Origin of the sequence: Saccharolobus solfataricus (assembly GCF_900079115.1) — an archaeon.
GTDB lineage: Archaea > Thermoproteota > Thermoprotei_A > Sulfolobales > Sulfolobaceae > Saccharolobus > Saccharolobus solfataricus.
In genome coordinates this window covers 1,162,334-1,185,681 of the sequence record NZ_LT549890.1, presented here as the reverse complement: position 1 = coordinate 1,185,681, position 23,348 = coordinate 1,162,334, and the positions used below count along the sequence as shown (strand labels likewise).

The 23,348-nt window shown below is 35.9% G+C and carries 21 protein-coding genes; 13 read left to right on the top strand and 8 right to left on the bottom strand.

Annotation, left to right across the window (positions count from 1 at the left end; genetic code table 11):
- Positions 1–3: 3 nt before the first annotated feature.
- From SSOP1_RS06710 to SSOP1_RS06685, 6 genes are read right to left on the bottom strand one after another with little or no spacing between them, the layout of a single operon-like run.
- On the bottom strand, positions 4–981 hold the full coding sequence (locus SSOP1_RS06710; RefSeq protein WP_009990037.1) for an ABC transporter ATP-binding protein: 978 nt from the start codon (positions 979–981) through the stop codon (positions 4–6).
- A complete protein-coding gene (locus SSOP1_RS06705) occupies positions 950–1,888 on the bottom strand; it encodes an ABC transporter ATP-binding protein (RefSeq protein ID WP_009990035.1) in 939 nt (312 codons plus the stop codon). Before SSOP1_RS06705 ends, SSOP1_RS06710 begins: the two co-directional genes overlap by 32 nt.
- A gap of 1 nt (position 1,889) precedes the next feature.
- Complete coding sequence (locus SSOP1_RS06700; protein ID WP_009990034.1) at positions 1,890–3,242, bottom strand: ABC transporter permease; 1,353 nt, start codon at positions 3,240–3,242, stop codon at positions 1,890–1,892.
- A gap of 2 nt (positions 3,243–3,244) precedes the next feature.
- Positions 3,245–4,291 (bottom strand): ABC transporter permease, encoded by a 1,047-nt coding sequence (locus tag SSOP1_RS06695; protein ID WP_063492780.1) that lies wholly within the window; start codon positions 4,289–4,291, stop codon positions 3,245–3,247.
- Between the two features lie 16 nt (positions 4,292–4,307).
- A complete protein-coding gene (locus SSOP1_RS06690; RefSeq protein ID WP_063492779.1) occupies positions 4,308–7,025 on the bottom strand; it encodes an ABC transporter substrate-binding protein in 2,718 nt (905 codons plus the stop codon).
- Positions 7,026–7,085: 60 nt separating this feature from the next.
- Complete coding sequence (locus tag SSOP1_RS06685) at positions 7,086–8,093, bottom strand: MupG family TIM beta-alpha barrel fold protein (RefSeq protein WP_063492778.1); 1,008 nt, start codon at positions 8,091–8,093, stop codon at positions 7,086–7,088.
- Positions 8,094–8,128: 35 nt separating this feature from the next.
- On the opposite strand from SSOP1_RS06685, the gene SSOP1_RS06680 reads away from it, so the two are divergent.
- From SSOP1_RS06680 to SSOP1_RS06630, 11 genes are all read left to right on the top strand, one after another.
- Positions 8,129–8,581, top strand: coding sequence for an alanyl-tRNA editing protein (locus SSOP1_RS06680; RefSeq protein WP_063492777.1), 453 nt, complete (start codon positions 8,129–8,131; stop codon positions 8,579–8,581).
- A 2-nt stretch (positions 8,582–8,583) separates the two neighbouring features.
- The gene (locus tag SSOP1_RS06675; protein WP_063492776.1) at positions 8,584–9,969 is read left to right on the top strand and encodes a hypothetical protein; all 1,386 of its coding nucleotides are present in this window, start codon (positions 8,584–8,586) and stop codon (positions 9,967–9,969) included.
- The gene (locus SSOP1_RS06670) at positions 9,960–10,442 is read left to right on the top strand and encodes an HD domain-containing protein (RefSeq protein WP_063492775.1); all 483 of its coding nucleotides are present in this window, start codon (positions 9,960–9,962) and stop codon (positions 10,440–10,442) included. The genes SSOP1_RS06675 and SSOP1_RS06670 overlap by 10 nt, the downstream gene beginning before the upstream one ends.
- A 35-nt stretch (positions 10,443–10,477) precedes the next feature.
- Complete coding sequence (gene glmS, locus SSOP1_RS06665) at positions 10,478–12,232, top strand: glutamine--fructose-6-phosphate transaminase (isomerizing) (RefSeq protein ID WP_063492774.1); 1,755 nt, start codon at positions 10,478–10,480, stop codon at positions 12,230–12,232.
- Positions 12,233–12,272: 40 nt separating this feature from the next.
- Entirely contained in the window at positions 12,273–13,133 is an 861-nt protein-coding gene (locus SSOP1_RS06660; RefSeq protein ID WP_009990022.1) for an ABC transporter ATP-binding protein, read from the top strand.
- On the top strand, positions 13,102–13,839 hold the full coding sequence (locus SSOP1_RS06655; RefSeq protein ID WP_009990020.1) for a hypothetical protein: 738 nt from the start codon (positions 13,102–13,104) through the stop codon (positions 13,837–13,839). The genes SSOP1_RS06660 and SSOP1_RS06655 overlap by 32 nt, the downstream gene beginning before the upstream one ends.
- A gap of 4 nt (positions 13,840–13,843) precedes the next feature.
- Entirely contained in the window at positions 13,844–14,380 is a 537-nt protein-coding gene (locus tag SSOP1_RS06650; protein WP_009990018.1) for a hypothetical protein, read from the top strand.
- Between the two features lie 29 nt (positions 14,381–14,409).
- A complete protein-coding gene (locus tag SSOP1_RS06645) occupies positions 14,410–14,937 on the top strand; it encodes an LOG family protein (RefSeq protein ID WP_009990017.1) in 528 nt (175 codons plus the stop codon).
- A 1,193-nt stretch (positions 14,938–16,130) separates the two neighbouring features.
- Positions 16,131–16,430 carry a UxaA family hydrolase gene (locus SSOP1_RS06640; protein WP_009991891.1) on the top strand — a complete coding sequence of 100 codons (300 nt, stop codon included), beginning with the start codon at positions 16,131–16,133 and terminating at the stop codon, positions 16,428–16,430.
- A complete protein-coding gene (locus tag SSOP1_RS06635) occupies positions 16,415–17,578 on the top strand; it encodes a UxaA family hydrolase (protein WP_009991889.1) in 1,164 nt (387 codons plus the stop codon). The genes SSOP1_RS06640 and SSOP1_RS06635 overlap by 16 nt, the downstream gene beginning before the upstream one ends.
- A gap of 2 nt (positions 17,579–17,580) precedes the next feature.
- Positions 17,581–18,717, top strand: coding sequence for a mandelate racemase/muconate lactonizing enzyme family protein (locus SSOP1_RS06630; protein WP_009991888.1), 1,137 nt, complete (start codon positions 17,581–17,583; stop codon positions 18,715–18,717).
- 517 nt (positions 18,718–19,234) lie between these two features.
- On the opposite strand, the gene SSOP1_RS17605 is transcribed toward SSOP1_RS06630, so the two are convergent.
- Positions 19,235–20,545: a DUF3782 domain-containing protein gene (locus tag SSOP1_RS17605; RefSeq protein ID WP_231918226.1), complete on the bottom strand. Its 1,311-nt coding sequence runs from the start codon at positions 20,543–20,545 to the stop codon at positions 19,235–19,237.
- Positions 20,546–21,370: 825 nt separating this feature from the next.
- Between SSOP1_RS17605 and SSOP1_RS06620 the strand changes: the two genes are divergently transcribed.
- Complete coding sequence (locus SSOP1_RS06620; RefSeq protein ID WP_009991884.1) at positions 21,371–22,009, top strand: GntR family transcriptional regulator; 639 nt, start codon at positions 21,371–21,373, stop codon at positions 22,007–22,009.
- Positions 22,010–22,039: 30 nt separating this feature from the next.
- Positions 22,040–22,849: an HpcH/HpaI aldolase/citrate lyase family protein gene (locus SSOP1_RS06615; protein ID WP_009991883.1), complete on the top strand. Its 810-nt coding sequence runs from the start codon at positions 22,040–22,042 to the stop codon at positions 22,847–22,849.
- Here the strand turns inward: SSOP1_RS06615 and SSOP1_RS06610 are convergent.
- A complete protein-coding gene (locus tag SSOP1_RS06610) occupies positions 22,821–23,249 on the bottom strand; it encodes a PaaI family thioesterase (RefSeq protein WP_009991882.1) in 429 nt (142 codons plus the stop codon). The genes SSOP1_RS06615 and SSOP1_RS06610 overlap by 29 nt on opposite strands.
- Between the last annotated feature and the right edge of the window lie 99 nt (positions 23,250–23,348).

Below are 23,348 nucleotides of genomic sequence, written 5' to 3'. Positions count from 1 at the left end.
CTATCAATAAAGCCAGCACGCTACGTAGTGATTTTGAGAAACTTCCTTCAGCTCTGGTTCTTGTTCCTTACACTTAGGCATTGCAAATGGACATCTGGGATAAAACACACACCCCTTATCTGGTCTCACTATATCAACCTTGATCTTTATCTCCTTGATCTTATCTCTAAGTGAGGGATCTATTCTAGGATAAACCTCAATTAGTCCCTGAGTATATGGATGTAATGGGTTTTTAATAATCTCATTTGAGTTCCCTAATTCTACTATCTTTCCTAAATATAATACTATAATCCTATCGGATATTATTTTTGCTATTGGTAGCTCATGCGTTATATACATAAAGGAAAAACCTTTACTTTCTCTAGCGTCTTTTATTATCTTCAAGATCTCTCCTTTTAATGAAGCGTCTAACATTGTAGTAGGTTCATCTGCTACAATATATTTTGGGTTGACAACTATTGCCCTAGCTATACTTAATCTCTGTCTCTGCCCACCAGATAATTGATATACCCTATTTTCCAACAGTTCCAGTGGAAGATCAACTAACCTCATTGCCTCCTCAATCTTCTTATCTATATCACTCATCTTTTTGTATTTCAATGGAGTTGCTAAAACGTCATATACTCTCATTATGGGATCTATGGAGGAATATGGATCTTGATATATCATCTGAACGTAGTTGCTAATATCTTTTAATTTTGCCTTATTTACATTAATCTCCTTATTATCAGCTTTAATATAAACATTACCAGAAGTTGGTTTTTGGAGACCTATTGTTACTCTACCTAATGTGGTTTTACCAGATCCGCTTTCACCTACGACTCCCATAATTTCCCTTTCTTTTATACTTAACGTCACACCATCTAGCGCTTTAACTACATACTTCTTAGTAAACATTCCACCCTTAGTGAAATATACTTTTAAGTTTTCTACTTTAACTACATAATTACTAGTAGAGCCAACAGGCAACCTCATCACCATCTGAGAACGTTTTCATTTTAGGTTCTTCCTTAAAACAAATGTCTCTAGCAAAGGGACATCGAGTATTAAATCTACAACCTAACGGTGGACTTGAGAGGTCTGGCATAGCTCCCGGTATTCCCTTTATTATATCTTTGTCCAATGTGGCAATGGATTCGATAAGTAGTGAAGTATAGGGATGTCTAGGTTTTTTGAATATAACTTCTGATGGCCCACTTTCCATAACTTTACCTGCATATAGCGTATAATCCCTATCTGAAATCTCGGAAAGTAAGGCCAAATCATGTGTTATGAAAATTATAGACAAGTTTAACTCTTTCCTTAACTTCTTCAATAGGTTAAGAATATGTTCTTGGACCATCACATCTAGGGCTGTTGTGGGTTCATCTGCTATCAGAACCTCAGGATTTAAGGCTAGGGCCATTGCAATAAAAGCCCTTTGCTTTTGACCTCCAGAAAGCTCATGAGGATACTTTTCAGCTAATTGTGGATCCATGTTAACCATTTTGAACAACTCCTTTATTCTCTCCTCATAATCTCCGTTCCAACCATGAATACGTAAAACCTCGATTATCTGATCCTTTATTTTAAACACTGGAGTGAATCCAGACATTGAGCCTTGGAAAACCATTGCTATCTTCTTCCATCTATAATTTTTCCTAAATGCTTCTTCATCTAGTTTTAGTATATTCTCACCTTTAAATAATATTTCCCCACTTTCAATCTTTCCAGGAAAAGGTACAAGCCTCATTATGGCATAACCTATCGTACTCTTTCCAGATCCACTCTCACCAGCGAGCCCAACTATTTCTCCCTTATCTAAATATAAGTTAACTCCGTCAACAGCCTTAACAATACCTCTCTTTGTGTAGAAGTAAACCTTTAAGTTTCTTACCTCTAATAACATCCTATCTCTCACCTAATGTAACTCTTTCTATTGCGAAACCTATTAGCACGAAAGGTATTGCTACAATAACGACCATTGCTCCAGGGAACACAACCCACCACCACCATCCATTAACTTGAGCTTGATAAGTTTCTGCAGCATCTAAAATCCCTCCCCAAGTTACTATATTGGCTGGAGCTATTCCTAAAAAGGCTAACGTTTGGGCTAAAAGAATCCCTGCAGGAACACCTAATACCATGTAAGCAACTGTTATTGGTATTAACCTAGGCATGAAGTGTGTAAAGAATACTCTATATGATGGTATTCCAAGTAGTTTATCAGCTTCAACATAACTATTTGACTTTATTGATAAGGCCATTGATCTAGCTATTATGGCATAAAATGGCCAGGATAAGAAAGCTATTAATAGAGCCTCTATAACTATGTTAGGTTCTGCAACAAACGATACTGCAACTAAAAAGGGGAGAGCTGGTAATGCAAGGAATACTAAGGTAACCCATTGTATTATAGAATCCTTATTTCCACCTAGATAACCAGAGATGCCTCCAACAAAAACTCCCACAAGTACAGCTACTAATGAAGTTAATACACCTATTTCTAGCGCATTCGGTAATCCTAAAAGAATTCCTAAATCCAATGGCCTCCCGAAATAGTCAGTTCCCATCAAGCCATAGGAATTCCCTAATAGAATTAACCTTGACTTTGTAATATTCATGGGTAATGAGGATACTATTTCTATCTTAACTACATACTTCCCCTGCTCAATTACCGTAAAATTAGATTTTGGAGAGTTAAATAAAGCTGATGACAATACGGTGCTGTTAACTATATTTGGTGTTTTTCCCGTAATTGAAGATATATAACTTAAAATATCACCTCTAATACTTGTAAGATCAAATGGCACATTAAATACACCAGCTGGAACATTTACCTGTAAGGTATAACCATCCGGTTTACTCCAATATATTACTTCTTCTATAGGGGTAACATTACTCGAAGTTATGAAATATACGTTGTATGCCGGTAAGACCTTAGACCAATTAAATTGATATGTGATTATCGCTACGAATATATTTTTAGCAGGAGAATACAAAGACATATTTATTGGTGATAGCTCTTCTGTTGTGAAATACTTTCCCGGGTAAAAGATGGATAACCAAGCTGGAGGTACGTGTTCCGGATATTGATTCCAGGCTGCTGGATTATTCCACGAAACGTAAACTTTTGCAGGGATAGATAAGGCTATTCCAGTAAATATAAGTAAAATAATTAGAATTATAAGGCCTACTAATCCAATTTTACTCGACAAAAAATCTCTAATATAAGAGGAAAAGCCTACATTTCTTTTACTCAATCCTACTCACCAACTTTTATCCTAGGATCTAATAACCCGTAAACTAACTCTCCTAAAAATAATCCAACCAATAACACAATTGTTAAAACGTAGGTTATCCCTAATATCACTGGTAAATCATTTAAGGTTATGGCTACATAAGTTAATAAACCCACCCCAGGCCACTCGAAAACAACTTCTGTGGTTAAACTACCTCCTAATGATCCAGCTAATGCTAAAATAGCTTGTGTGGCAATTGATGGTGAGGCTGAGCGTAAGACATGTCTATATAGTATTCTAGAGGCTGGTAATCCTCTAGCTTTCGCTGTAATTACAAAATCTTCTTTCATAATTGAGGTAACTAAACTTCTAACAATATACGCAAATCCTCCAACGTTTACAATAAAGATAGTAATCAGTGGTAACGCCATGTGATATAAAACACTCATTCCATAATCAAACGGATTCTTTGGAGGTGGTACTGAGGTCATTCCACCAGGTGGGAAAACCTTAACTGCATACGCTAAAGCTGCAATTAGGACAAAACCTAACCACCAAGTAGGAATACTAGAGTGTATTACAGCTATTATTGCAATTACCTTCTCCCAGAATTTAGATTTTGCAGAGAGTAAACCTATTATCGTTCCTACGACTATGAATATTATCGTAGCAGTAGTGAACAAGAGGATTGTATTGGGTAAGTAATAAGCAATAATTGCACTAACGTCCCTAGAACCAGATGGAGCTTGTAAAAAGTAGGCAGTACCGAAATTAAAACGTAACAAATTATACATCTGAATAAAATATTTGTCTATAATGGGTTGATTAAGTCCATAAGCCGCAATTAAAGATTCCTTATACTTCTCTACCGCAATCTGAATTTGGGTAGAGTTTAGATTATGAGCATTTTTGAACAAGGTTTGAGAAAATTGAGCGACTTGAAAATTAATACTCTTAGCTATAATCTCTTGTAATATGGGAAAAGTGAAAATATAAAGAATTGTTAAAGTTGCGAGAAGAACTGAAAAATAAATAAGTACCTTTTTTACAATATATGTTGTAAAACCCATTATTACCCACTCTTCATTATCTTCTTCTGAACAATAATACTGCTAAAGCTATTATTATAATTATTAGGACTACTATTACAGCTATGTAACCAACATTGGAAGCGCTAGATACTACAGTACTTACCACAGTACTTAATAAGGTGCTAACTACAGTGCTAACAGAAGTAATTGTAGTTGTAGATACAGACGTACTGATTGATGTAGTTGTGGTAGTAGTAATAGTAGTTGTCGTAGTTGTTGTACTCGTAGTAGTTGTTATTGATGGCAACACTACAAGAGTATATGTCACTGGATTTATTAGTATCGAAGTATTACTGTACGCTGATACTGTTACTAGATAAGACCCTGGGGATAATGAAGATGGAACGGTAAAGGTAAATTGTCCATTTGCATTGGTCATTAATTGATAACTTGATATTATAGAACCATTTGGATATAATATCTCTATATTAACCAAGGCATTAGGACTGGGTATTGCAGTAGTACTTCCCGAAGGAGTTCCCATTACTGTACCAGTTAAGGTTTGACCAGGTAAAACTGTTGATGGGACACTTAGTGAAATTGAATACATTGTTGGCAAGGCTAATGCATTAGATGGAGGAACCAAATGGAAGTAGGGATTCCTAACCAGTTTTGCATAAGGCGGAGAAGCACTTGGATTCCACGCTGCCAAGATATATGGACCATCTCCTATTAATCCATTTCCATAGGTCTTCATGAAGTTGATTGCAGCCTGATAACCAGCTATTGCTTGTTGTGGAGTTACTAGAGTTATACCGCTTAAGTTCTCCACTATCTGTAAGCTCTTAGGTATATATCCGGTAGCTGAGGCATTCTGTAACGCTGAAGTTATATACCCAACATCAGTTGGACTAACCAGATTTAGCCAATCAATTCCTTTTGACTGAGCTGTTCCCTCAGACCACGCTGCTTTACCTTGTGCAACAACATCTTTCATACCAACATACATTTGCCATGGGAAGTAACCTCCTCCAGCTAGAGCATAACCTAATGGATTGAAAGCCCCAAATAAGGACACTACAGCCTCAGTAGGATCGAAGAACCAATCATTGCCCCATATTTCTATAGCAGTGGAGTTAATTATCTTAAATCCTTTAATGGTCTGTAGCGCTGGAGCATAAACTGACGATGCAGTAGAGTCATAAATTGGATTACTAGAGTTTAAGGACATCTCTGATGCAACAATATACTCATATATTATATCAGCGAGAGTTATATTTTGACCATCAGCCCATTTATCATTATTAAATACTGGGGCTAAATTGTATATTACTGCCATTTGTGCAGTAGTATTAGGAGGTACCTTAGTCACTTGTTGTGTTGTTGGATTCCACCACAACGCATTTGAAGGTACTGATACTACGGCATGGGGAGTAATATTCACTATCTTGTAGGTGTAGATGAAAGGTACAGGATATCCAGAACCTGGCACTGTTAAAGAGGATGGGGTGAATAGAGCATTTCCTATTTCATCAGTATAGGCATCAGTAAAACCAGCACCAGGGTTAGCTGAACCTTGGCTTAAATATCTAACACCTATTGTAACATTGGGAAAACTTCCATTGGTTATAGAATAATACGTCTGGAAGCTTAATAGTGTACTCTGGGCGAAACTCGGATAAATTCCGTTAATGTTAGATAGCGCGTATATTGGAGTCAGACTCATCCCTAGTCCTATTCTTACTGACATATTAATACCTAAGTTTACAATTTCATTATATAACTGATAATATTCTTGGGCACTGGTGAACTGACTTTGAGCTATTATTAATGACATGTTGTCAAGCTCGTTCGCCTCTTTAAGTAATAGTGGAGATTCATACTTGGTATCATTATATGTTCCCATACTTAAGCCATAGTATGAAGAAAATGGAGCTGAAGCTCCTAAAGTACTGTAAAGACTTATTGCTAATGATGAATCATAATACCCATAAGTCCCACCCCAAGCTTCAATTAGTATATCCCATGTAGTATTTGCGGGATCACTACCATATACTACAGAAATTTCCTTTTGTAAATTGCCTTGAATTTGCTGGACAGTAAAACCTAACTTCTGTAACTGAGTTATAAAGTATTCAGCATATTCTCTCCTTACTGTGGCATCAGTTCTGACAAACACGTAAACTGTTATGGGTTTTCCATTATAATACCACTTACCGTTAATATATTGAGCACCATGAGTAGTTAGAACTTTATAAACAGTTTCATTTGCGTAAGTGAAATTGTAATGGACATTAGCGTACTTAGATAATGTTGGCTGTAAATGAATTACGTCAGGTTCTCCAGCATATAGGGATATTGCTGGTATACCATAACCGTGTAATATACTATCTACAAAATAGGTTCTATTTACTATATAGTTCAGTGCGAATCTAACTTCTTGGAATTGGAATGGGTTAAAACCAAAAGTAGTATTTAATGGATTTACTAGAATGTCGTAATAAGTGCTCGGTAACAAGTAAGGTTTGGCTCCGGGAGGTAAACTGGTATATTCTGATGGAGGTACGGCATAAGCGTAAAAAGCTATTTGCCCATGCTCAAAAGCCAATATACCGTTGGCGTCATTACCGTTATATGAAATTATTGTTATTGCTGTAGAAGCAGGCGAGGAACTGGCAGATTGTGCTATGGCAAAAATGGGACTGATAGCAGTTGCAACTAGTATTAAGAGCGAAATTATTTTTTTGTCTTTTATACTTAACACACTATACACCGGATATATTTAGGAAGGAGTAATATAAAAAATCTTTTGCATACAATGATTCAATCTTGATTATTTACTAATTAACATTATCTCACTCGACATTTTGACAATTTCCATATTAATATCATCTATTTCCCCTACTAACCTGTAGGGACCAATTCCCAAATCCCTAGTGAATATCCATACTTCTCTGCCCCTCACTGCCACCGCATTTTTAAATAATTTAGTATAACACGTTTCACCTTCATATATATTATCCCTAGTATAACATACTATGGCGAACTCCCTATCCTTATCTACTACAAACTTTCTATCTAATTTTTTGCCCACACCTTCATCATATACCTTAATCCTTATCTTCGTAATGTCAGATTTGAAAACTTCTGATACTTGTCTTAAACTTTCATAATCTGGAATGGGGTCTCCTATCAAAACTCTGTCAACGAATTTGAACAAGTAGTTGGCAGAATCGAACGGTTCGACATATCTTAAAACCTCTAGTGTGGTTCGAAGATTGAATTTCGGATTACCAATAAATGCACCAACCTCCATACCTCTTTCCTTAAATATTCTATTCTTCTCCAGAAAGACCTCTTTAGATATTCCACTATATAAGACTGGGTAATAGTTATGACAAGCTCTAATCCTTTCAAGATTTGCATTTCTGACAATGAAATCAACTTCCTCTTCACTTATCTCAAATGGGTTTAACTCAACAGTCATTTGCTTACTCATTTCAACAATTTCCTCTTTACTAAATCCATAATCAGCCCTAACCCCCTTAAAGCCAATATTCTTAAATTTCGATAGATCCCTTGGAGACGCGTTCAACTCTTTAAGAATTTGAGGGTTTATATCCACAAAGGTATAATAGTCCAATTTATTAGCCTCTTCTAGGATTTCTTTAGCAATACTAAACGCCTCACTTACCGGAGTCCTCCAATGTGTCCCGGGACCAATACCCATGAATATTTCGGAAAATCCCAAATCTCTAGCCTTTTTTAATAAATTAATCTGCTCCTCTCTTATTTCTTTCCAACCTGGGAAGATTGAGAAACCTATACTCCTCTTAGTCACACTATATAAAAGGCTTTGTAGATAATATATTTAGCATGGAGCAGATTGAGGTTCGCACTCACACCGCTTTACATGTGGTTAAAGGAGCTGTAAGGAAGGTATTAAATACTAAGTGGACTACAAGCACTTATGTTAATAGTAATCACGGCAGATTGACAGTAAAGTTCGAGAGGAAACCTAGCGATGAGGAAATGGATAAGGTCTTTGAATTGGCCAATGAGAAGGTTAGGGAAAGCCTTCCAATACTAGTTGAGGTTTTACCTAGGGAAGAGGCTGAAAAGAAATATGGAGATGAGATCTACGATCTCTTTCCCGTTCCAGCTGAGGTTAAAGAGCTGAGTATCGTAATAATACTAGATTGGAATATAAACGCTTGTAATAAACAACACACTAAGAGTACCTCTGAGGTTGGGGAGATCATAAAGGACTACTGGAGGTATAGAAATAACAAACAATTACTTGAGATATCATTTAACGTAAAGTGTTAAGAATGATAGAAGAAGTTTTTGAGCTTTTGAACTGTAAGGAAACTGAAAGGGAAATTGATGGGAAAAAATTTTCAGTGTGTGAAGATACTAACTTCATCTTAAATTTACCTATTGGTCATCTAAAGGACGCAATTTTACCACTAGAAGACTACTTGTCTACACATACAACTAATAACTTTTCAAGATTAACCCGAGTAGTTCCTAATGACTATGAAGTATCGCAAATACCTTTCAGTAAATTCCTTTTAAACCTTTACAGTGATCCGATTTCCAAAATTCCTAGATTTGAAATTCTCACCTCACTCCTTGTATTTGATGAATATCAGTTGATGTCAGATAACGCGTTGATTGCAACTACTGACGAATTGGCAAGGAGTGGTACTAACGCCATATTCTCTACTTCAACACCTTCAGTATTCTTTGAGGAGGAAATAAGACGTAGATTTAGGAATAGAAGAGTGGTATCTATTTCGATAGTTAATGAATACGGACAAGCAATAGAGGGTAGAAATTGCGTAAAGAAAGGTGAGGGATATTATCAGTGTAGGGGTAATTATGAAGTGATTGAGTTGATTGAGGATTTTAGGATTAGGGATTTAGATTATGAGATCGTTAAAGGTGAAGACGTATTTAAGCTAAAGGAGGCATTTACGCTTTTCGTAAATTCATGGGAGAAGGCGTTGAAATTATACAAGAAATTGAGGGAGAAAAGAAATGTGGAGGTTTGTTTACTTTATGATGATGGTGAATGTAACGTAATTATTACACCAAAGATTATGCCTACTAGGTCTAACGTAGTGAGTGAAATTTCGCCATTGCCTAGAATTATAGCTAGAAGTGGAATGATTAACGATAGTGATAAAATTTACATATGGATTGATAAGGATAATTACGATGCAATGACTCAAAGCACTTTTAATTTACTTTCAAATATAAAGGTATGCTTGAAACATCCCTTTGGCTGTAGTGGAAAGGAGGGTTATGCTAATAAGATAATCTTGAAGCCCAATATTGATGAGAGGTTGATCAAGAGGTTGAGTGAAATAAGTCACCTAATGGATAAGAGGGAGTTCGAAAAGATAACGGAACTCTTTAGTGATTTCATAACTGTTGATTTATTTACTGACTCAGGAAAAATATCTGAAGTATCCCCCGAGTTTGTATATGAAAACAAAAAGAAGATATTATACTATGGGGATGAGTGTGTTTATACTTACTTCCTTGATGGTGAAAAATGCTCTAAGACAGCCTACAATTGGTTAGAAGGTGGAGGTGTTTTATGGTTCAAGAGAAATTTGGCTAGGGCTTATAAGAATTACGTAGAGGAAAATGGAGAAAAGAAGGTGTTTTTAGGGTTAAAGGCCAGAGATGTGGAAGAATGGATTTAGAGAAGTTTAGGAAGGAGTATCATTACGTTGTTCCAATAATAGCTAATAGGGTTATGAGGGATGAGGAGAAAGTTAAGGGGTTCATTGAGCTAGCCATAATCTTACAGAATGCGATAGGAAATGAAGTGTATACTGCGTATTACCTTTATCATATATACAAGGAATTGGGGGATATTGATCTGGGAATTCCAATCGTCTTCGCAATTGTCAATCATAAAGACGTATGGAAGGCTAGAGATCTTAAGAGTGCTACAACGTACAGTACGTTAAAGACATTTGAGGTTAAAGAGGATTTGAAAAGAAGGATTGAAAATGAATTAAGGGAAACTAGCATTCCAAGGGAAGCTGTTATGAAAATACTAAACGGTAATGTTGAACCAATTCAAATTAGAAAACTGTTTAGTAGTTTGTCTTTAGTTTACCCAGAGGTATATAGCCTTGTTCTAGCTATATTCACATTAATTGGGAAATAGAAGTCCTTTTTTATGGCTCCGTTAAGATTTTAAGTATGGGAGGAATTTTCGCCTTTGTATGCAAGGATCCTATGGATCTTTCAATCATAAATAAGAGTTTAAGGAAGCTTATTTATAGGGGCTATGATAGTGCTGGTATTGCTTATCTTAAGGACGGGGATTTGGTGATAAAGAAAATTGTAGGGAATATCTCAAAAAATGAGATAAACGTTAGTGATAAGGCAAGAGTTGCAATAGGTCACACTAGATATGCAAGTAGGGGTTGGCCAACTTTAGAAAACGCTCATCCGCTAACTGATTGTAATGGAAAAATAGCAGTAGTAATGGATGGTATATTGGATGATTACGAGAAAATAAGGGATGATCTGATAACCAAGGGGCATAAATTCGTCTCCACTACGGACACTGAGATAATACCACACCTACTTGAGAATTCAGAAGACTACCTAAACTCTTCATTAATCGTTCTGAAAAGGGTAAGGGGAATCTACTCCCTTGCCTTCATAACTATAGGTGCTGATAAAATATTTGCAATAAACTCCGGTCAGCCCCTTATGATAGGCATCACACCAGAGTGTAAATACGTTTCTAGCGATTTGCCCTCTTTAAGTGGTATTGCGGAGAATGCAATAATAGTACCAGAAAATACTATTGCAGTGATCTCTTGGAATGAGGTTAAGGTGTATAATATTGAAGGTAATGAGGTGAAACCGGAAATTAAGAGAGTTAAATATAAGGAGGAGATCGCTGAAAAGGGTGGATTTCCACATTTTATGTTAAAGGAAATATATGACATTCCCCAAGCGTTAATAAACTCATTTAACTCTCTAATGGAAAAGTACCTTTCCTTAGCCTCAATGATAGTATATGGTGCCAAGAACGTCTATATAATAGGTAATGGGACTAGTCTTCACGCTGGATTTATCTCATCATATTACTTTTCTGAAATTAGCCTAAATGTTAATGTTGTAAGTGCAGCGGAGTTTCCCTATTACGCCTTGAAAAACGTGACTACTGGTTCGGTAATTATTGCTATAAGTCAAAGTGGGGAGACAAGTGATGTTATAAGGAGTATTAAAATGGCTAAGCAAAGAGGGGCTGTAATATTAGGTATAACCAACTCTGTAGGTTCAAGATTAGCCTTAGAATCTAACGTGTACTTACCAATAACTGCTGGGCCAGAGATGGCTGTACCAGCGACAAAAACTTTCACTTCAACTATTGTAGTATTAAAAGTGCTTTCGCTATACACTGGACTTCACTCTGGTAAAAACGATAGGAGTGAGATCAGTTCGTTAAAAAGTGAGATTGAAGAATTGGCTAAACAGTTAATGGTAAGGTTACCGGAGATGGAGAAAGAGGCAGAGAAATTGGCTCCTAAATTAGACAAGGAAAGCTTATACATTTCGAGTAGTGGTATAAATTACCCCATAGCCTTAGAAGGAGCTTTGAAGTTTAAGGAAGCTTCGATGACTCACGCAGAGGGGATTCAGCTGGGAGAACTCCTCCACGGTCCCATTGTTCTAACAAATAAAGGTTACCCCGTAATTTTAATAAAACCTGTGGAGGCTGAGGATTTATATAACAAGGTTATTAGATCTATAAAGGAAAGAGGAGATGTAATTGTGACCGTTGCTGAAGATGGTGATATGAAAAGTATAAAGGCTACTAGGGATTTAACTCCCATAAGCAATGTAATACCGTTACACTTATTGGCCTATAAACTGGGAGTTAGGAAAGGGTTGCCGATAGATACTCCTCCAGGGTTAGTGAAAGCTGTGATAGTTTAAAATAAATAATAAATTATCCTTTTTCTTCTATTTATATTACATGACTATTGAAGTTGAGGATTTAAGGAAAAAGTTTGCTGGTAAAGAAGTACTTAAGGGCGTTAGTTTTAAACTCAGAAGTGGATCAATAACTGGTTTTATTGGACCAAATGGTGCTGGAAAAACGACTACAATAAAAATACTTTCTGGGTTGTTAAGAAAGGACGGAGGGTTTGTTAAAGTATTTGGTGAAGATCCTTGGGATAACCCAAAGGTCATGGAGAGAATTTCAGTTATTTTCACTAACTTAATTCATCCTCAAGAGAACACAGTAGGGGAATATTTGATGGATCTGGGAAATGTTTATGGGAAAAAGAGGGAGATAATTAACTATCTAATTGAGGAATTTAAGTTAACTCCTCACCTTAATAAGAGGCTTTATCAACTATCCTCTGGTTTAGCCCAAAGAGTTCAATTAGTAGCTGCATTAATAAAGGATGTTGAGTTGATAATAGCAGACGAACCCACTGCCAATCTAGATCCCTCCTTTAGAATAGAGTTTTATGAGGTAGTGAAGGAGTTGAATAGGAAAAATGGTGTAACGTTTTTCATTTCATCTCATATACTCTCAGAGCTCGAAAAAGTTATAACTGATGTAATATTTATTAATGACGGAAGAATTACATACTCAGGCAGGATGAACAAGGCTTTAAGCGATACCGAAGAGGAAGAAATTTACGTAATGGTAGACGATACTGATAGAGCTTTGAAATTATTGGGAGGAATACTTGAAGGACCTTATATAAAGGTTAAAGGTAAGTTAAGGGAGATAGTAGATAAGTTAGATGATAATGGAATCGAGATAATAAGTATTAGGAGGTTCTCACTAGATGATGCCTTCAAGAAGTTTTCAAATATTTAGACTCATATTTAAGGAGAGATATAGGCAACCTACGCTTGAGTTAGTAATCCCAACAATGTTAGTTTCAAACGTTTTCATTAGTGCGTTTTACGCTAGGGGAGTGTTCAATTATTATGGTTTAGTCTTAGCCTTCGTGCCTTTAATAAGCGTTTCGGAAACCTTGACCTTTGCCTTAGCCTTGAGGAACATCATTTTCGTTACTGGTGATCACATCTATAGGGGTTCCATAATATCCTTTATGATGATGGCTATAAAGAGAATAAGCCTATTCTTCTTCACTTACTTTTGCGATGTGATATTGCCTTATTTATTTTGGCTATTTACAACTGAACTTTACATATTTCTCTCAAATATTCCAGTTCCCCAATATCTAGTCCTAATCTACACTGTTGGATATTTCTTCACTGAAAACATTGTATTATTAATAGCCCTCTCATTTAGAAGTGGAGGAATAGTTACTCTTCTTTCAGGAACAATAATAGGAATTCTATTCATCTTTGGAGGTATTGCAGGATACTATGGAATAATAATGAACTCATCATTAACACCCATAGCGACTATTTCGAACCCGTATGTGTTTTTAATTTATGAAGCAGTAAGCGAAAAACGAGTACCTTATTTGAATGTAGGAATTTATACTGAGGCTGTGATATCATTGATATTATTCGCCATATCAGCACTAAAGTTCAAGAGGATAGAGGTGTGATGAAATGAGATTTGGTTTACTCACCACTATAGGTTTCTCCTTGTTAGTTTTATCTGTGTTATCTATTAATTCGCCAATTCAATCATTAATAAGTATTTCAAACCCCTATTCCATTGCAGTTCCTAAGATCGCTTATGTTACGGCTAGACTTTTTGAGAATGATAGTAACGTTACGATCTACGTTCAGATTATTCATAACGGGTATACGAAAATTGTGAAATTACCTTCATATTTTAAATTAACCCCTGGTAAATGGGAGTTTTCAATATATAACGAAACGTTTCCCATAACTTTAACAAAAGTGGTAAACGCTACTGTTGTTAATAAATCAAACGATATAGTATACGTTTACGAATATCAAAAAATAGAGAAATATCAAGAGATAGTAACGACAAAAAACACTACTTACCCTATTGACCTCGAAATAACAATCCATAAGGTTGATATACTTCAGTATAAGGAAATAGCGGAAGTTCTAGGTGTAATCTTAATAGTTATTGATATTATCACTCTGATAGTTATTAGGTTTAAGAGATACTAATAAAAATGGAGAAAGGATTCATTATACTCATGATTATTTCCATAGCTGCCCATAGCGAAGAATCTAACCATGAGTTAGCTGAAAAGGCAAGGAAATTCGTAAGGTCGATTAAACCATGCAATCCAATACTTTTACTGGGTGGATATTGGGGACTAATGAGAGTTGTAGTTGATGAGGCCTTAAGAGAGAATATAAAAACAGTTTTAATATTGCCAATAGAGAAAGAAAACATAGAAATTCCTAGGGAAGTAATTTGCATTAAGTCCGGTTGTGAATTTAGGTGCAGATCCGTAATCCTAGTTAGATCCGGTGATTTATTAGTATCCTTGGGAGGTGGTGTGGGGACTGAAATAGAGATAATGATGGCTTATGCAATGGGGAAACCAATATACGCGTTGACTAATACTGGTCTTAGTACCGACTATTTCGCTAAATCGTTCCCAGACTACATTGATGATAGGAAGATTGTAAAGGTAAAGTACTTTGATAACGTGGAAAGGATGGCAGAAGAGATTTGCGAAGATGAGATAAAGGGTAAAGAGGTTAACTTCGGGTAAACCCTTATTAATTTTTGTAGCTGATCTAACAACTCATCATGGATTGATATGGCCTCAATAAGTCTCTTAGCCCTTATCTTAAAACCATATCCATCAAGAAATTCAATCCATAAAATAGCCATAAACTCTTTAACTTAATGGAGGTTAAGGGGGCGAATGTCCCCTTCCGTAAGGATGGATAGTCCCCTTATAGAAAAGTTTATTACCAAGAAGTAATAAATAACGAATCTGACCTTGGCTGAAGGAGCTGGGTCGTGGGACTGCCCTTAATGCTTGTGGAGAGCAAACCCTCCATAACCCCTCTTCCATAAGGGGCATTGCAGCTCAGTTCGATGTAACCTCCGCTATGGGTAAGGGGATCGAGGTTTTCTCTGAGAAGCAGGAAATCCTCATCGCGAGGTGAGGATGCTCCGTCCATAACAGTAGATCCAAAATCATCTTACAAATATAAATTTAGTTAGGAGTATTATATTATTTCTTCAAACATAAGAAAATTTACTCTGTTTTTCTTATTATTAATAATCTAAAATTTAATTATATGTATCTGATAATATAAATAAAATTGGATTTCTTTGAATTTAATGTCATTTTTAATATATGTTCATACTCAATTAACGGGAGTGTTCTCATGCAGTCATCTTATTCGATATCATATAGTAAAATTAAATCAGACTAGAAATTTTCACAATTAGTCGTTTCGATCGAGATGTAGCTAAGGAATTAGAACGTGAAAAACGGCCTTTGAAAAGGGTTTATGTGGGAGGGTTATGAAATCTTTTTGTGGTAGTACTAGAATGAACCTCGTAAACCCTTGCACATAAACCCTTTTCTAAAATAATGTCTTTGTTCAAATTTCTATATCTTAAACGTTAAACGAGCGTTTTTCCATACTATTCCAATATTTTTACAAACGTTTTTTGAATTTCATGACTGTTTGAGAACACTCCCGACTTTCTTGTAAGTAAATTCTTCTACAATAAACATTTTAGCCAGCTACCTTTCAGCGTCCTTTCTTTATACACTAGTGCCTTCAGAAAGTCTATAGCTTTAGGCAAAGGATATACCACTAGATCATAGTCTAAGAACTTTTCCAAAATACTAACGAAATATTTCATTATACCCTATTAAGATTGGCTGAAAAGATCGTTTCTGTATACAGTTAAGTATATATGGCTTATTGCTTAATATAAATCATGCCATATTTTCTTATCCACAACAAAAATGATAATGTAGGAGTTGCCATAGCTGACATTAAAACTGGACAAGAGGTTGAGGGAATTTATATCGAGGACATGACACAGGGACCTAAAATTAAGGCGATTAGCGATATACCCTTAGGTCATAAAATAGCATTAAAGGATATTAGACAAAGCGATATTGTAATAAAGTATGGTAGACCAATAGGGTCTGCTATAAAGGATATTAAAGTAGGAGAACATGTGCACGTACACAATATAAGATCTAACAGGTGGGGTAAATGGAAAAACCAATAATAAGGGGTTACATTAGGGAAAACGGTAGTGTAGGAGTTAGGAATTACGTAGCTGTAATACCAGTAGATGATTTATCAAATTCCGCTTCAATAGGGGTATCGAAATTAATTAGGGGTACGGTAGCTATTCCCCATCCCTACGGTAGATTACAGTTTGGTAAGGATTTAGACTTACTCTTTCACGTATTATCTGGTACTGGTGCAAATCCAAACGTAGCTGCTGCAATAGTTATAGGAATTGAGGAAAACTGGGCAAATAAGGTAGCTGATAAGATAGCTGAGACTGGTAAGCCAGTTGAGGTCTTCCCAGTTGAGGGAAATGGTGATTTGAAAGTAATAGAGAAAGCTAGCAGAAAGGCAAAGGAGTTCGTCCAAGAGGCTAGTGAGAAGCAGAGGACTGAAGTGGACCTATCATCTTTAGTTTTAAGCATTAAGTGTGGCGAGAGCGATACAACATCTGGTTTAGCGTCAAACCCAGCAACCGGTTATGCTGTGGATAAATTGATAGATTACGGTTCAACAGTGATGTTTGGAGAGACCTCAGAGTTAACTGGTGCTGAAGACATTGTAGCCAGTAGGATACAAGATCCGGTTTTGAGGGATAAGTTCATGAGGATTTATAACGAATACGTTGCTTTCATTGAGAGTCAAGGAGTCGACCTATTAGGCTCACAACCAACTGAGGGAAACATTAAGGGAGGATTATCGACTATAGAGGAAAAGGCTCTAGGGAATATTCAAAAATTAGGCACTAAACCAATTACTTGTGTGTTAGACTATTTGGATCCATTAGGGAAGGGATCATCTAGACTGTGTTTCGTTAATACTTCGTCTGCTGCTGCTGAGGCAGTTACGCTGTTTGCCGCTAAGGGTTCAGTACTTCACTTGTTTACAACTGGGCAAGGGAATGTAGTTGGTCATCCGATAATTCCTGTAGTAAAAATTTCCGCAAATCCAAAGACTATTGCAACAATGAGTGAGCATATTGACGTTGACGTTTCTGATTTACTTCAATTGAAGGTTAGCTTAAAAGAAGCAGGGGAAAGAATATTCAACTATACGATTAGGGTTGCCAACGGTAGGTTAACTTCAGCGGAGATATTACAACATGAGGAGTTCTCTCCAATAAAGCTTTACATAAGTGCTTAAAGATGAAAGTTAAGCCTTTTTCTTTATCCATCCCCTTTAATACTGAACCTCCCTCTGATTGGAAGGATGCGTGGGATGTGCAGCTCTACGTTAAAGTGGAAGATGAAAAAGATTACGGTTGGGGGGAGGCATTAGTAGCGGGAAGTGGAATTATAAACTCTTACCTCTCGATTATAAATGACATTGCAATACCACTTTTATCTAGAGTAGAATTAAGCGAACCCATAGACGTTAGGACTATTTTAGAGAAAATTCTTTTTAGTGCTGGAAATTGCGGAGTGGTTTCTGGGGCCATAAGTGCAGTGGAAATGGCATTATGGAGTTTAAAAGCTAGAAAAAGTAATGTAGAATTGTATAAATTAATTGGAGATAAAATCAGAGATTCAGTGAAAGTATACGCTAGCTTTCCCAGGTTTGGTAAAATTGATGATGTTTTGATTGCTACGAGAAAATCTTTAGAAAGAGGTTTTGATCTGGTTAAACTTCATCAATCTCCTTCAACTGTTTTAGCTGCGGTAAAAGCTATAAGAGAGAATTACAAGGAAGTTAAAATAGCGATTGACCTTAATTCTCCTTTTGATAATCTAGATGTGGCTAAGGAGTTCGTAGATAAGGTTCATAAATATGAAATTGAATGGATTGAGGAACCGTTATGGCCTCCTAATGATTATGATCTACTCTCTAAGCTTACTGAGTTTTCTCCTATACCAATAGCTGCTGGGGAGAACGAGTATTCTTTATACGGTTTTAAGAAATTAATTGAAAGCGGCATAACATATCTACAACCAGATATTGCTAAGGTTGGAGGGGTTACAAAATTTCTCGAAATATTAGATCTGGCATCTAAGTATAAGGTGAGAGTCTTGCCTCACGATAGACCAGACGCTTCCCCCATATCTTTAATATACACGTTAAATATCGGACTAGTAAAGAGTCAAATAGAGATGGTAGAGTATACAATTGCGGATTTTCCTAATGATCTATTTTATTCCTTGCCTAAATTCAAAGATGGTTACATATCTCCTCCAGAAAACCTTGAAGTTGTAGAGAGAAATATAGAAAAATACAGTTATAAAAATAGGCTCAGAATATTACATTTCAGTGATTTAGAGAATAAGCTAATGAGGAAAATAACATAAGGGAATTGCAAGAGAGTGTAGACAACGATTTCATTCATTTGAAACTTAGTTTAAATTCCTTCAAGTCACTTTCATTAAATACTTTCATTATGTATCAAAGTTTTGGAGAAAAAGGATTTAACATTTGTGAGACCTTCTCTTTATCAACATCTGAACCATATGCTGAATTGAGGATAAATGAAGACTTTATATACGATTTATACTAAATTACTAAAATTGTTGCCACACTCCCTCTATTCAGCAATATTGAACCAAAATGTTAATGAAAGCTTCTCTATTACTACATATAGAGCGATAATATTTACATTAAACGGTCTCAATTTTTCTCAATTAAGCTAAAATTTTGGTTGTAATCGCTTTAAGTCTTGTATTCTCATCACCTAGTGAATAGCCTAGAAGACTAGCATTTAAGGTAATCGGGTCGTATACGATATAAAAAACTTAGCCCTAACGATATTTTGCATGAAAATTAAGTTATACCGCATCTCTCAGAGATAGATAGGGCAAGAGTAAAAGCTCAACCTACCTTTACTTCTCCTTTCTCTTCCTCCTCGGATTGACTTCCGTATACGACTTTAATTCCCAACTCTTCACCCTTCTTTGTTGCTAAATTTGTAGCATCAACTGCAAATATCATTTTGATAGTATTCTTTAGACCTAAAGCCTTTTCTATCACATTGAATTTATGTGCAGCCCAGTTCACATCATCTTTCTCTACATAGGACTTAATCTCTATCAAATACACTTTAGTGTCCTTTATCAAGAGATCAACATCATATTCAACACCTTTAAGACCAAATAATCCATTATCATCCTTGTAAGTGAACTTATTAACGTACTTTAAATCTAGTCCTTCTTGCTTAGCTAACTCGTCGACTATTTCAATTATTAGCTTTTCAAAATCCCTTCCCCACCTTTTACCCATACTTCCTAAAGCTTTCCTTAACTCTCTAATCTCATTTTGCATACCTAATTGAGATTCAACTAATTTCATAGTAACCTCCTCCAATTTAGTTATTCTCTCATCAGTCCTCTTTTGCGCCTCAACCAGTTGCTCCACTGCATTTTCAAGCTTCGCTATTCTTTCTTCCGCCCTTCTTTGAGCATCAACCAATTTCTGTATAGACTCCTCCAATTTAGTTATTCTCTCATCATGTTTTTTCTGAGCCTCAATAAGCTCTTGTACAGCTTGCTCCAACTTCTTCGTAGACTCCTCCAATTTAGTTATTCTCTCATCATGTTTTTTCTGAGCCTCAATAAGCTCTTGTACAGCTTGCTCCAACTTCTTCGTAGACTCCTCCAATTTAGTTATTCTCTCATCATGTTTTTTCTGAGCCTCAATAAGCTCTTGTACAGCTTGCTCCAACTTCTTCGTAGACTCCTCCAATTTAGTTATTCTCTCATCATGTTTTTTCTGAGCCTCAATAAGCTCTTGTACAGCTTGCTCCAACTTCTTCGTAGACTCCTCCAATTTAGTTATTCTCTCATCATGTTTTTTCTGAGCCTCAATAAGCTCTTGTACAGCTTGCTCCAACTTCTTCGTAGACTCCTCCAATTTAGTTATTCTCTCATCAGTCCTCTTTTGCGCCTCAACCAGTTGCTCCACTGCATTTTCAAGCTTCGCTATTCTTTCTTCCGCCCTTCTTTGAGCATCAACCAGCTGATCTACAGAACTCTTTAGTTTATCCATTGATGCTAATAACCCTTTCAATATATCCTTTAAGTCGGCTAGAGTCACATTTATAAATGAAATACCTAATATTTCCTCTACTTGTTTTCTAAACTCCGCATCCTCCTTTAGTAATTTTAGGATATCGTCCTTAAGCATATCAATTCCTTATCGAATTTAGAGTATTTAAATTTTTGGGCGAAAAGTTTATAGAATTAATACAAAGAAAGTTAATTGTTTTACCCTTACTTTAATATTAAACTCCGAATTGGATAACTATCTCTTTTTGACGTAGGAAAAATCATTAGCTTTTACCTCATATTGCAATATAACCCTAGTTGTAGCTTGTGTCAAGTTACTTATCTAATGCAATTTAAATAGTGGTTAATAGTCATGTCTAATTGATACTAAATCGAAAATCCTATGTATGAAGAACTTAATCAAGGTCTTTTATTTTCCTTAGCAATTTCTCGTCAAGCATAGTTGGTAGACTCCAAATTCATTTTACAAAAATATCTAAGCGGATTATTTTTCAAGAGGAGTAATAACTTACGGAAAAACATAAGTAGAGAAAATCCATAAGGGGATTCATGTCTTCTTTGAGCTTTCAATTTATTTCTGTAAAAGTTTTTAGAATAGTTGACTCTACATTTCAAAAGACTAATTAGTGATTAGCGTGAAGTAATATCATATTAACGATACTAAATGAAAGAACCATCACTAGTATTTTGGAAAAGTTCTTAGACTATGATCTAGTGGTATATCCTTTGCCTAAAGCTATAAACTTTCTGAAAGCACTAACGTTCTCCCCTTATTCTATTTATCCATATAGTTAGTTTTTTTTTTAAAAATTTTACTACTAGACTCTTTAGCAATTTATGCTCATACAATTCGTATTTACTATTCAGTAAAAATATTTCTTTCATGTATACTTAAAGTGACTCAATTGGTAACACTTATAAGTTTACTATAGAAACATTTCATATGTCACTATCACAAATAGCTTACGAGAAAATTCTGGAATACATAATTACCGGCAAATACAAACCCGGCAATACTTTGAAAGAAGAGGAGCTTGCGTCATTACTTAAGATTAGTAGAACCCCAATTAGGGAAGCCTTAGCTAGGTTAGAAAAGGAGGGAGTAATAGTAAAGAACGGTAAATCGTTCACTGTAATACCGTTAACAGAAAGTGATATTCTTCAACTCTACGAGGTTAGAATAAACTTAGAATCCCTATCAGCTAAACTAGCCGCAATAAGAGCTAGCCAAGATGAGATTAACAAGATCATAAATGTTTTAAACGAGATAAGAGGGTCAGCAAATGCTGATCCATTAACCTTAGCTAATTTAAACGGTAACTTACATAGGGCAATAGCTGAGGCATCACATAATAAATACATTGTGGATATTTTGGATAGTATTAGATTGAAGCTAAAAATTGTTAGGATAACCTTGTTTACCAGCTTTCAGAGAAGAGATGAGGAGTTTAGGGAACATGAAAGTATAGTAATAGCCATAAAGAATCGCAGTCCAGATTTGGCTTATGACATGATGCGAATGCATGAGGAGAAAGTTTTAGATTATGTAAAGCAAAATATACTGCCAGTAATGTTTAGATAAGATTTTATGCTCAACCTCCATTATTAACTTATGATAAGGAGATCTCAGTTATACGTCCCTGCAACTTCCGAAAAGATGATAAGGAAATCGGTTGAACTAAAGGCTGATTCAATAATTTTCGATCTTGAAGATGCAGTACCTCCTGAGGATAAAGAGAGAGCAAGGGAATCGCTAATTAAACTCGTGAAGGAACTGGATTGGGGGAAGAGGGAGTTATGCGTAAGAGTGAATTCCCTACAATTGCTTGACTCATATAAGGACATTTCTACAATCGCAAGGGAGGATAAAATCACGTGTATTGTCTTACCAAAGGCTGAGAACGACCTTTCATTTCTCTACAAGGCAACTGGGAAATCCTTAATACCATTGATAGAAACTGCAAAGGGTTTAGTTAAGATTGAGGATATAGTTAGGTCGGAAGGCGTTGTTGCCGTAAGTTATGGAGCAGCCGATCTTTCATTGTCCCTTGGCGGGGACTACAATTTTTATGAGAAGAACGTGTACGTAAAGACTTTAATTGTCAGCGTCGCTAGGACTTATGACGTTGACGCTATAGATAAGGTTTATTTCGATTTGAAAAACCTAGATGGTTTTAGGAAGGAATGCGAAGAAGCAAAGAAGCTGGGTTATGTGGGTAAGCAAGTTATTCATCCCTCTCAGATTGATATTTCAAATGAGGTGTTCTCACCGAGTAAGGAGGAAATTGAGTGGGCTAAAAAGGTTATAGAGGCTTATGAAAAGGGGAAGAGGGAGGGTAGAGGAGCTATAAGGTTAGACGATAAGTTAGTTGATTACGTGCATTATAAGATAGCTAAGAGGATAATTGAGTTTCAGAGTTAGTTTCCCTATAGACTACCCACGTTCCCAAAGCCTTTGCACATAGATTACTGTTACCGTCATATGCTGATATATCAACTACAACCAATCTTTTTCCCTCACTTATAACCCTTGCCTCGACTGTAAAAGGTCCCTCCTTCATTGGTTTTAAAAAGTTTATTTTTAGTTCTGCAGTAACCCCATCTTTTACTTTATCTAAAGTTCTCACTGCGTAACTCCCTGCATAATCTACTGCTGAAAATACTACTCCACCATGTAAAATTCCACCTATTCTAGTTAATTTCTCATTAAAATTGAACTTTAGCCTAGAGTAGCCCTTTTCAAGTTTTTCAAATTCAATCCCTATAAAATTGAAAATTTCTTCTTGTTTAAGCAATTCATTTACTTCGCTCACCGATAACATGGGAAATAAGTTTTTATTCTTCATTAAAAAGTTTCTTATAATATGGCAAAAGATATACCATCTAAGATATTATACATTAGATAGATTAATGAATACTTT